Origin of the sequence: Paenibacillus sp. FSL H7-689, assembly GCF_000517905.1 — a bacterium.
GTDB classification, from domain to species: domain Bacteria; phylum Bacillota; class Bacilli; order Paenibacillales; family Paenibacillaceae; genus Paenibacillus; species Paenibacillus amylolyticus.
In genome coordinates this window covers 22,588-34,784 of record NZ_ASPU01000006.1, presented here as the reverse complement: position 1 = coordinate 34,784, position 12,197 = coordinate 22,588, and the positions used below count along the sequence as shown (strand labels likewise).

Sequence of the window (12,197 nt, the reverse complement as noted above, 5' to 3'; positions counted from 1 at the left end):
TTGACATGAATGTGAATTACAACTAAAAAAATAAGCTCCACCATAATCTGTTATTCCTTGCTCACAGCATGGAAATCACGAAAGTACATATGCAGATATATCACTGAAATCCATCTTCACATACGCCTTCTTGTTTCTCATTTTAAACGTCTACAGCGATGCCCTCATAGAACCGACGAATCACCTGCTCCGCTGGCTTGCCGTAAACACCATATCCATCATCGGTCAGCGCCTCCTTCTCCGCATGCAGATGTGCGCTCCAATCCCATAGACCGAATCCGCGTACCCAGTCACGCTGACTGACATCCCGGAACATCGCCTCATAGAAACGCTCTTGTTCCTCCGCACTTACTTCGCCTTCTAGTCCCCAATCGTTCGGTACCTGGGCTGATCCACTGCGGCTGGGACAGCCTGCTTCTGCGAAGAAGAAAGGTTTGCCGTAGGGAGCAATCGCCTGCTCAATTCGATCCAGCTGTGCCTCCCAATCTCCGATGGGATAATAACCACTGGAAGAGATCACGTCCACAGCATCCCACCACTTCACATGATCTTCCTGATATTTGTCCGTGTTGTATGACACCAGTCCCGTATACACTTCACGCACACCAGCGATCACCTCGCGCCACTCTTGATCCCGACGCTCGGATTGCACCATCTCACAGCCAACGATGAACATTTCACACTTTTCCTGCTCTGCAATCGCTGCATAATGCTTCTGAAATGCCGTGTAGCTGCGGAACCAATCCTTCCACTTTGGCTCACACGGCACATCGATATCAAAAAAGTTAATGTGTGCACGCCATGTGCCATCGGTACAGTTGACGGTTGGTTTCAGAATGACACGCAGCCCGAGTGTACGGGCATAACGAATCATGTCCACCAGTTCATCATCATCCACCAGATGTGTGCCCCGATACTTGACCTCTACCGCCTGCGGATGATCCTGATGTGCCGCCAGTGCAAAAATAACATGAGAACTGCCTGTACGTTCTGCCATCAGGCGCAAAGATTCTTTGGCTTCCGGCTTACGGAAGTCACCCTTACCACTCATCCAACCAAATGTAAATCCCTTGATATAATCCATATGCATTACAGCTTGCCCTCTTCATGATCTCCGGCAATAACTTCATCCGTCTCGATCACATAGTTCACGATCTCTTCGATGGTTGTGTAAGCCACGCCCACATACGTGTCGGCGGCTCCGTAATAGATAGCGATACGTCCGGTCTCGGCATCATGCAGTGTTGCACACGGGAAGATGACGTTATCAACGAATCCTTGTTCTTCGTACCATTTTTCCGGTGTCAGTACAAAGTTGGAGGAACGATATTTTACTTTGGATGGCTCATCCAGATCCAGAATGACCGCCCCCATGCTATAGACAAAACCATTACAGGTCCCAGTGACGCCATGGTAGAACATCAGCCAGCCTTCGGACGTTTCGATCGGAGCAGGCCCGCCACCAATTTTGACCGATTGCCACCAGCCTTGGCCGCCCTTGCTCATCACATGACGATGCTTGCCCCAATACACGAGATCCGGGCTTTCACTCAGGAAGATGTCCCCGAATGGAGTGTGTCCACTGTCACTCGGTCTGGACAACATCACATAGTTATCGTTGATTTTGCGTGGGAATAACACGCCATTACGGTTAAACGGCAGCATTGGATTTTCGAGGCGGACAAATGTTTTGAAGTCATCTGTTTTGGCCAGGCCCAGTGCTGCGCCGTAGAAGTCTGTACACCAGATGATGTAATACGTGTCCTCGACTTTGACCAAACGTGGATCGTACGCATAGTTCGGCATAAACGGATCGCCATTTTCATCTACAAATGCAATGCGTTCCTCTTCAATTGTCCACTCCAGACCATCTTCGCTTGCGCCCATGTGAAGGTGTGGACGTCCATTAACGGTTTCGGCGCGGAATACCCCAATGAATTTTCCTTCATACGGTACAACGGCACTGTTGAAAATGCGGGCAACACCTTTGACCGGGTTACGCGGAACCACCGGGTTGGCCGAATGTCTCCATACCGGGCCTTCCGTTCCCTCCGGTTTGGCTTCCCATGGCATATTCGGCAAAGCGTCCCCAACAATGTGTACGTTTTTCGTTTCAGCAACTGACATTTTTCATTTCTCCCTTCGGATTTTATTTAACGGAGCCTTGCGCGAAGCCATTGTAGATGTACTTCTGTAACAACAGGAAGATGATCATCGTTGGAATAATGGCGATCATAATGCCGGCGCTGATGACCTCCCACTGCGATCCGAACGGTCCCTTGAATTTGAACAAGGCGGTGGATATGACCTGTAGATCGGTCTTAGGCATGTAGAGGAACGGTGTGTAGAAATCGTTATAGATGTTCACACCCTTCACGATAATGACCGTTACAATGGCCGGTTTCAGCAGTGGCAGAATGATTTTCCAGTAGATCGTGAAGTACGAAGCGCCGTCCAGCATGGCGGATTCATCCAGTGCACTTGAGATGGAGCCAAGGAACTGCAGGAAAATATAAACCGCGATGATATCTGTACCCAGATACATCACGATGGCCGCCCAGCGTGTGTTGAACAGGTCGAGCGCGTTGATGATCTGGAATGTAGCAACCTGCGTTGTAACACTTGGAATCAGGGTAGCGAGCAGAAATGCCGCGACCATAATTTTCTTGCCTTTGAATTTGAACCGATCCAGCACATACGCGATCATGGAACCCGTTAAGGTCGCTCCTATAATAGAGATGATCAGGATAATAATTGTATTTTTGAAACCGACCAGCATGTTGCCATCCACAAAAGCCTTCGCATAGTTCGCGAAGTTCAGCCAGTTGGCTGGCGGAGCAAGCGGGCTGCTGGTAGCGTACTCCGCATTGGTTTTGAGAGATGCAAACAGGATGACCACGATGGGTAACAGCGCGATAAACGCCGCAAGCACCAGGGAAGCATATTTAACCACGCTCGCAAGGGTGTATTTGAGTTGTGTCACGTTTATTCCTCCCCTTTCATGGTGACGCGCTGCACAAGCGTAACGAGAATAACGATCATGAGCAGCACCACAGCCATGGCGGATGCCAGTCCCAGCTTGCCGTATTTAAACGCCAAATGAACCGTCTGGATTACAAATGTCATACTGCCGTTGGAACCATCGGTCATGATATATGGAATATCGAACGCACTAATTGCGCCGCTAATCGCCAAGATCAGGTTGAGCTGCAGGATACGTGTAATGCTTGGCAGGATGATATGGCGGAATTGCTGCCAGCGATTGGCGCCATCAATATCAGATGCTTCATACACATCCTTTGGAATGGAGGAGATTGCACCCAGGAAAATGATAAAGTTGAAGCCCATGTATCTCCATACTGATGCACCTGCGAGTGACACGTTGATAATATTCGGATTACCGAGCCAGAGTTGCGTGTATTGTCCCAGCCCTACAGCATGCATGAGCATATCGAGTGTACCGTCCGGTTTGAAGAAAAAGAGGAAGATAAAACCGATGGCTACTCCATTCAGCAAATAAGGGAAAAACAGTATGCCTTTGAAAAAGTTTTTGCCTCGAACTTTGAAACTCAGAATGGTGGCAAAGTAAAGCGCCAAGCCCATCTGTAAGAACGTAGCCACGAAGTAATACAAGCTGACAATAAATACTTTGAAGTATTCGGGATCACTGAATATGCGCGTGTAGTTCTCAAAGCCAACATAATCAAACCTTTTACTATATCCGTTCCAATCGGTGAAACTGTATTTGAACATGTTGATGACTGGCAAGTATGCAAATGTAAACAGCAACGCCAGCGGAATAATTGAGAAGGCACAGATGATAAATATGCGTTGCGCTGAGTAGCCCCAATTCGAAAGTTTTAAGTACTTCATGCTCTCCACACCTCCAAGCGGTTCTCCCGCCTATATATCGAAAGACTCCGTCCAATGGAATTGCTGCGGAATAACTGCCGGGGGAAGAGCATGGGTATCATGCTTTCAAATACCACATACTCCATGCTCCATTCATATATGGATTCCTATATCCCCGCAGTCCATTCATCACCTGATCCACTTACGTTAATCCAATTATTTCGTGAGTTCTGCTCTTGCTTTGACCCACTTGTCGTTCAGATCTTTCATAATGTCGTCATACGATTCCTTGCGGTTCCCAATACCTGCTTCGATAATGCGTTTCTTGAAATCAGGCTGCCAGAGACCGATTTCGCCTTCGTTATCAATCTTGTCGACCAGACCTTCCTGACCTTCTTTGGCAGGTGTAAGCGTGGAGAATTTCACATCTTTATATTGATCCAAAATGGGTGGTAATTCAGCATTCTTGTCTGCATCCATACCGCCACCCTGTTCAACCGCGTAGTTTGATTTCGCCAGGAACCAGTCAATCCAGGCTTTGGCAGCAGGTTTGTTCTCACTGTTCACGTTCATGCCGATGTTATAGTCGGCGGAGAGCGGAACCACAACCTCACTTGCATTCGTAGGGAAAGGAAGGAATCCGATGTCGTCCGGTGTATCCGTCATACCTTGGATCTGTGTAATCGCCCAAGAGCCCAGTGCCATCGTGGCAATTTTGCCTTTGGCAAGATCCGCTTTGGAGCTTTCCCAGTCGGTTGTTGTTGGATCTTTCTCGATTAGACCGTTCTTGGCAGCATCATAGAGGACTTTGTACAGTTCATAGTGCGGCTGACCAGGCACAAAGTTCTCATCTGTGTTCGGTTGGTCCACGTTAACGTAATCCACACTGCCTGCAACGGTTGGCAGATCCGATTCCCATTGGGTGAGAGCCCAGCCGGATGCATAGTTGGTGTAGAGCGGAACCGCATCTGTATTGTCTTTGACCAATTGAAGCGCAGCCTGGAATTGCTCCGGTGTTTTTGGCAATTCGGTAACGCCTGCGTCTTTGAAGACCTGTTTGTTATAAATAATTCCGGAGAACGTGATCACGGTAGGGATACCGTATACCTGACCATCCACCATACGTTCTTCAATGGCAGTGTATTTGTCTTTCAATTCATCGTACGTGCCGAGCGGCTCGAAAAAGTCCGGGATATCCGCGATCGGAACACTGGTCGGGATCATCAGTACATCACCATAATCCTTGGTGCTCATACGGATCTTTACTTGTCCTTCGTAGTCGGCTAGTGCCTGAAAGTTAACTTTGACATCAGGATATTCCTTGTTGAATTCTGCCGCGTAGTCTTTGAACACGGTATCCACAATATCTGTCCGTTGCGTCAGAACGGTTATTTCACCTTTGATATCTGCCGGATCTGTACTGATCTCCTCCCCTGCCTGCGAAGATCCACCTCCGGATGAACATGCGGCAAGTAGTGAAGTGATGAGCAGCATCGTCAGCAACATCATCCAACCTTTGTTTTTTCTCAATTGTTTCGACCCCTCTCTTAATTTAATTAAGTTATCGTTAAGGTTACAAAATGAATTCTATTATGGTAACGCTTACCTGTCAATTAATTTATTTATAACTTAACAAGAAAAATTGCGATGCATTTCGTTGACATCTGTTTTTCAGAGCACTAATATTGATTAATAAAGTTACCGTTAACTTAACTATATATATATTGATTAAACATTTACACGAAACGTAGAGGACAGAAAGAACCTGAAGAAGCGGAGCTAAAAGCTTTCTGTAAGAAAGCTGCATCGGAAGCATCTGCTTCGCCTTTATCACCGGAATTTCACCTTTAAAAAAGGGAATCAAAAAAATCTGGGGATAACAGCGATCGGAAGGTTATTCTGTCATCGGAGTGGCCAGTGTAAATATTCTTTAGTTCAATTTATATATTAAGATTTATGTAACACGTTGAAGGAGCGCTCACTTATGAATACAAAAACAATCGAACTTCAATCTGAAATTAAGGCGCATTGGGAAAAGCAGATTTTACCCTTCTGGTCCAACCTTAAAGATACAACCCACGGTGGATTCTACGGTTGGGTTGGCAATGATCTTCAGGTTAATCAACAGGCGCCCAAAGGCGGGATCGCCACAGCACGGCAATTATGGTCTTTTGCAGCAGCCTATCGGGTTACCGGAAACGAAAGATGGCGCGATCACGCGGAGCACGCCTATCGGTTTCTCGCTGATCATGTGATGGACACCGAATATGGCGGTATGTACTGGATGGTAGACTACACAGGGGAAGCGCTGGACACGAGCAAACATGTGTATACGCAATCATTCGGCGTGTATTCACTCAGTGAGTACTATCGTGCAACTGGGGATACTTCTGCATTGGAACTTGCGAAAACGCTTTTTGCTCTAATCGAGGACAAAGGTCTAGATGCCGAACTACCTGCGTACAAGGAACAATTTGATCGCACATGGAAGGAACAGCCCAATGAAATGCTGAGTGAAAATGGAGTGATTGCGGATTACACAATGAATACGCATATCCATGTGTTGGAGGCCTACACCACGCTCTATCGCGTGTGGCCGGATCAACAAGTGAAGGCGGCGCTGGAACGCCTGCTCGGAATTCTATATGAACGGGTGTATGACCAAAACACCAACTTTCTCGGGGTATTTTTCAACAAACAGTGGGAATCCATCATTGATCTCCGCTCGTTCGGACATGACATTGAGGCCAGCTGGCTAATCGACGAAGCACTGAAAGTTCTGGGGATGGAACAACATCTGGAGTATGCGGCGATGGTAACAGATATCGCCTATAACATCTCCAATGTAGCCGTGAATGCGGATGGTTCCCTGCTCAATGAACAAGAAGGTGAACATATCGATGAGAAGCGAATCTGGTGGGTTCAGGCCGAGGCGATGGTCGGTTTCTATAACGCGTATCAGCGTACAGGTGATCCATTGTTTCTGGAGAGAGTGGAACGCTTGTGGACCTATACAAAAGAAAACATCATTGATCAGCGCTCTGGTGGGGAATGGTACTGGTCGGTTGATGGAAACGGAACACCGGATCAGAGCGAAATTGCCGGACCGTGGAAATGCCCGTATCACAATAGCAGATTCTGTATTGAACTAATTGAGAGGATGGGATCAGAATGATACACCCGAAATACAAGGAGTTACTGGAGAAACAGGAGCAGCTGCTTACTCGCCCTAATGAGATCAATTCTTCCTTCTACAACGGCATATACGATCGGTACCAATATCCAGTAATCACTCGCCATCATGTACCGCTGCATTGGAGATTCGATCTGGATGAGACGACAAACCCGCATTTCATGGAACGTCTGGGCATTAATGCAACGTTGAATCCGGGAGCCATCTATTTCAATGGCAAATATATCATGGTCATTCGTACCGAAGGATTGGACCGCAAATCGATCTTTGCGCTCGCCGAGAGCGACAATGGAATTGACGGGTTCCGTTTCACGGGTAAACCATTGGTCTGGGATGATATCGATGCGGATGAAACCAATCAGTATGATATGCGCCTTGTTCAACATGAAGACGGCTGGATCTATGGCATCTATTGCTCGGAACACAAAGACCCGGATGCTCCTGCATTTGATACATCCAGCGCAGTTGCACAGGCAGGACTGGTTCGTACACGGGATCTTATAAGCTGGGAACGGTTGCCCAACATCACAACGAATTCCCCTCAACAGCGCAATGTCGTTTTGCACCCGGAATTCGTGGATGGAAAATATGCCTTCTACACCCGTCCACAAGACGGATTCATCTCCACAGGCAGCGGCGGCGGAATCGCCTTTGGTCTGTGTGAGGATATCTTGAACCCTGTCATTCATGAAGAGACCATTATCGACGAACGGCAATATCATACAGTATATGAGGTCAAAAACGGTCAAGGCCCTGCTCCGCTCAAGACGGATCATGGCTGGATTCACATTGCTCACGGAGTTCGGAACACCGCGGCAGGCCTGCGTTATGTGTTATACACCTTTGCTACGGATCTGAATGATCCGGCGCGTATTATTGCCAAGCCGGGCGGCCACTTCATTGCTCCTTATGACGAAGAGCGTGTAGGCGATGTATCCAATGTTATTTTCTGCAACGGTGCTGTGGTCAATGAAAAAGAAGAAGTCTTTATCTATTACGCATCCAGCGATACCCGCTGTCATGTGGCAACAACTACTCTGGAGAAACTGGTCGATTATACGTTCAATACACCGGCTGATCCGTATCGTTCCCTGGACTGTGCCAGCCAGCGGGGTCAGCTGATTGAACAGAATGAGAAGCTTTTACAGAAACAATTAACGTAACATCGGTAGAGCGTCCTCTCAGGGAAACCTGCAATGTGCTGAAAATTAGCGAAACAACAGCCAGAATGGCTTTATTCCAAGTGGGTAACGATGTATACTGATATGGATTGTTATTATGTTGGAAGAAAGTGTTCATCATAATGACAGCACATTGTGCCTATACCGGCTTGAAGGAGGCGACCATACTGAAGAACAATATCACCATGCGGGATATCGCCGACAGGCTCGGGGTCAGCAGTGTGACCGTCTCGAAAGCATTGAATGATAAAGATGGCGTGAGTGGCGAATTAAAGGAAAAAATTAAAGTGCTTGCTGTTGAAATGGGCTATCGGTATAATGCTGCTGCCCGTTCGATGAAGGAAGGCTTAACCCATAATATTGGCGTAATTATCCCGGAGCGATTTACCGGGCCGACGCAGTCGTTCTATGTACGCGTGTTCCAGCGCATCACCAAACATCTGGAGGAACAGGGCTACTACGGCATTCTGCACATTCTGAATGTGGAGGATGAGGAAGAATTAACGTTGCCCAAACTGTACAGCGATAACAAGGTCGATGGTTTCATCGTGCTCGGACAGATCAGCAAAGAGTATATTGAACTGGTGCGATCGATGGAGGTTCCCAAAATGTTTCTCGACTTCTACGATGAACATTCGGACATCGACTCCGTTGTTACCGATAACTTCTACGCTGCCTATGAGCTGACGAACTATCTGGTTCAGCAGGGTCACCGTAACATTGCTTATGTAGGGAACCTGTATTCCACGAGCAGCATCCAGGACCGATTCCTCGGGTACTACAAATCCTTGCTGGAACATCGCTTGCCGATGAATCCGGATCTGGTTCTGAATGATCGGGATGAACGGGGTACGTTTATTGAGATTGATCTGCCGGAACAGCTGCCAACCGCTTTTGTATGCAACTGTGATCAGGTCGCTCATCTGCTCGTTCAGAAACTGACTTCCATGGATATTCAGGTACCTGGCCAATGCTCTGTTGTTGGTTTTGATAATGATATCTATGCCACGCTCTCCGATCCCAAGCTGACAACCGTCGAAGTGGACGTAGAACAGATGGCGCGTACCGCAGTTCAGTCGATGCTCAAAAAGATCGACAACCCAAACCGCAGCTTCGGCCGTGTTCATGTTAAAGGCAATATCATCTATCGTGAATCGGTAAGTGCTGTGTCTGCCTCATCAGATACTATGGATATCTGAATTAAAAAATGAAATCAACGAACACAGATGACTGGCCTTTATCTTACTGGCCAGTCTTTTCTGATGCATTGGAGCTTAACGACGGCGATGATCTGTTGAATCCATCAAAAATGTAGTCGTTCTCCAAATCGAGAGGATGAGGATCAACTCATACACATTGGTTAAAGTACCGGTTTCCACTGGCAGGGAGATTAACTGCCCTACAAACAACAAGGCAGTTCCAACAAACAGCCAAACCCATTTATGTTTGAAAAGAACGACCAGGCTAACAAATAACAGAACAATCCCCACGATGATCACCATCATCGGCGGACCTCCATGACCTTCTGCCATATATCTCAGTACTCCATACTCTTCTATCACCTTGAGATTTTTAACCTCGGATAAAGTAAAACCTACAATCTGGTAGATAACCAAACCTAAAGTTATCAGCCATGCCACCACACTCGTTATACTTCTATTGGCAAACTTGGCACCTGAGCTGCGCAAGATATGGTAGCCAACAAGAATAAGGGTAGGGGTAGCAAAGGCATGTAGCCAAAATCGAAGGCTACTGAGGACCATTAACACTTCCCCATCCCCTATCAAATTACCTATAGCAATAATTCCATTGTCATATGCCAAGCTGAACGCTACAAATAGCTGAAAACTGGAATACGCGAGCCATTGCTTCCTCTGGGTTAAATCGACGGCCATCCAAACAACAAGTATCAAATAAACAAGAGTAAGTACGGAGTATATCCATACATCCAAGCTGCTTCACCATCCTTATTGGTTAATTCTAATAAATTATATTTACCGGTAAGTAAAATTACAAGGCGTACTTGTATAAATGGTTAATTTGTCATAAATTACTCACAAAGGTAATGAAGATAAATAAAGATTCACATCGATCACCGGCGAGACTAACACATGCTGCAGCTGGAGATGATCCACCCTAACAAGGAGTCACTTTTCAAGCGGCCCGCCAAACTGTTTATGGAGCCGATTCATATAAAAAGAGCACTCCCGGCTATCGTAGCTGCAGGAGCACTCTTTTCCTTATTTGAAGAACGTAAAAGCAACAGGTTACTTTGATATCAATAACTTGTCTTCAACCAATTGTCCTTGGACCAGGTCAATTTACCGGAACCCGCGCCATTGGAAGCCGTGAGGCGTGCATTCAACGTAGATGGATCATCCGTGGTATAGCTGTAAGGCAGTGACGAGAAGCCGTTCCAGGAGAACGATTTCACCACGGCCGGGATTGGCGCCAGTGGACTGCCAGACGTATCACTGTTGCCACGGAATGAGCTTCCATCCAAAGAATACATGGTATCGGTCACTCTGATTTTGCCGGTATAGGTTGGATCTGCCGGATCGGTCTGATTGTTGCGAACAGGATACAGAACGTCCTTGATGACTGATTTCTCGACCAATACGGCTCCGCTCTCTGTGGAGATTGCCCCATTGCCAATGATATCGAACTTATAACCTTTGGACGCGATCGCTGTTGCCATCGCCGTTGTAATTTTGGCTTTAGCGGCACGTGCCCCTGTCGAATCCATCACGATGTTGTATGCATGTGCGTTGCCGCCGCGGAGACGTGGCATCCGGTCCTGAATATCCTTGTATAAGTTATGGTGCAGCGTCATGGACAGGTTGGCATTAGCCGATTCCAGGCTGGTCGAACCGACCAGATGTCCTTTCTTTTGTGGTCCTGAGATGGCGATAATATCGGCTTTGCTAAGACCTACCGCACTGCTGCGCAGGTAGTTATACATGGGATAGGAAGCCTTGTTTGCTTCCAATTCGTTAATCTGCTGGGTAACCCAGCTGTTCGAGCTGCCGTCATCCCCTTTGAAGAGGGACCAGGAGATGGTCACGCCGCTGGTTCCTTTTTTCGAATCGACGAGTCCGTCGTAGGCTTTATTAAATGTGCAGTGATCAATCCATACGTTGCTGTTCTCCTCCAGGGTGATGTAATCCCAATCGTTCTTGTCGTAATCACCTTTGGTGGATTCATCCCATTCCCATAACTCATCAAATTCCAGGTTGCGGATAATGACATTTGAGTTTCGTTTCACGCTGATCGCAGCGTGTTTGATTTTGGAGCCGTTAGCGGAGAAAATCGTGAGTCCATTGAAACCGTCAATCGTGAGCTTGCTGACACCGGTCTGTTTTAATACGGGATGCGTCAACGCATCATTATGCTTGGCAAAAGGAGCAGTCTGCGCTGCGCTCGGAATTTCATTCCATCCCAGATTCAGATCGTTCATGATCTCAACAACTTTGACACCGGAGTTCTTTTTCAGAGCCAGTGCCAGATCGGTCGCATTATACACTTTCTTATACGTGGCTGTGTTTGATTCGCTAATGATGCCGCCGCCCGCGTTCCCTTGGGAGAAGCCTGTAAGATTGTAGTCTGCGTTACCCGCTGCCTGCACACTTGCCGGGCCGGACAATAAAGTTAACCCCAACGTTAGAGCCAGGGCTGTGCTGCATAAACTTCGAAATTTAGATTTCATCGATTCCATTCCTCCCAATATATGATGATGACATTCGCCCATCGCTGCCATGACGTGTTACGAAGGACATGTTCTCAATGTACATTTTGAAAGCGATTACAACAATAATCCCTATCTCACATGTAGTTAGGAAAGGCTGGTAAGGTAAGGGTTTGTACTGTAAGCAACCTTGAATCGTACAGAGTTAACTTGGGGAGTAAGGTTTCAGGAATATATCGTGGTAATAAGAACATTCCAGATGGGATGAAATTAAAAAAGCAGGACT

At 47.1% G+C, this 12,197-nt stretch carries 10 protein-coding genes; 3 read left to right on the top strand and 7 right to left on the bottom strand.

The genetic code is table 11. The features are described from left to right. Window positions 1-142 precede the first annotated feature (142 nt). The 5 genes from C170_RS04175 to C170_RS04155 form a co-directional block, all read right to left on the bottom strand. Window positions 143-1,084 carry a glycoside hydrolase family 113 gene (locus tag C170_RS04175; RefSeq protein ID WP_442789452.1) on the bottom strand — a complete coding sequence of 314 codons (942 nt, stop codon included), beginning with the start codon at window positions 1,082-1,084 and terminating at the stop codon, window positions 143-145. A 5-nt stretch (window positions 1,085-1,089) separates the two neighbouring features. Continuing rightward, complete coding sequence (locus C170_RS04170; protein WP_017691679.1) at window positions 1,090-2,127, bottom strand: glycoside hydrolase family 130 protein; 1,038 nt, start codon at window positions 2,125-2,127, stop codon at window positions 1,090-1,092. Between the two features lie 22 nt (window positions 2,128-2,149). Further along, window positions 2,150-2,983 (bottom strand): carbohydrate ABC transporter permease, encoded by an 834-nt coding sequence (locus C170_RS04165; RefSeq protein ID WP_036606605.1) that lies wholly within the window; start codon window positions 2,981-2,983, stop codon window positions 2,150-2,152. Window positions 2,984-2,985: 2 nt separating this feature from the next. After that, window positions 2,986-3,873, bottom strand: a complete 888-nt coding sequence (locus C170_RS04160) for a carbohydrate ABC transporter permease (RefSeq protein ID WP_036606603.1) — start codon at window positions 3,871-3,873, stop codon at window positions 2,986-2,988. Window positions 3,874-4,068: 195 nt separating this feature from the next. Then, entirely contained in the window at window positions 4,069-5,382 is a 1,314-nt protein-coding gene (locus C170_RS04155) for an ABC transporter substrate-binding protein (protein ID WP_036606600.1), read from the bottom strand. A 454-nt stretch (window positions 5,383-5,836) separates the two neighbouring features. Here C170_RS04155 and C170_RS04150 point away from each other — a divergent pair, with 454 nt between their 5' ends. From C170_RS04150 to C170_RS04140, 3 genes are all read left to right on the top strand, one after another. Continuing rightward, on the top strand, window positions 5,837-7,027 hold the full coding sequence (locus C170_RS04150; protein ID WP_036606598.1) for an AGE family epimerase/isomerase: 1,191 nt from the start codon (window positions 5,837-5,839) through the stop codon (window positions 7,025-7,027). After that, a complete protein-coding gene (locus C170_RS04145) occupies window positions 7,024-8,208 on the top strand; it encodes a glycoside hydrolase family 130 protein (protein ID WP_036606596.1) in 1,185 nt (394 codons plus the stop codon). The genes C170_RS04150 and C170_RS04145 overlap by 4 nt, the downstream gene beginning before the upstream one ends. A 140-nt stretch (window positions 8,209-8,348) precedes the next feature. Beyond that, a complete protein-coding gene (locus tag C170_RS04140; protein WP_036606594.1) occupies window positions 8,349-9,425 on the top strand; it encodes a substrate-binding domain-containing protein in 1,077 nt (358 codons plus the stop codon). 75 nt (window positions 9,426-9,500) lie between these two features. Here the strand turns inward: C170_RS04140 and C170_RS04135 are convergent, their stop codons facing one another. Beyond that, on the bottom strand, window positions 9,501-10,178 hold the full coding sequence (locus C170_RS04135; RefSeq protein ID WP_051447005.1) for a hypothetical protein: 678 nt from the start codon (window positions 10,176-10,178) through the stop codon (window positions 9,501-9,503). Between the two features lie 326 nt (window positions 10,179-10,504). Beyond that, entirely contained in the window at window positions 10,505-11,932 is a 1,428-nt protein-coding gene (locus C170_RS04130; RefSeq protein WP_036606592.1) for a pectate lyase family protein, read from the bottom strand. Between the last annotated feature and the right edge of the window lie 265 nt (window positions 11,933-12,197).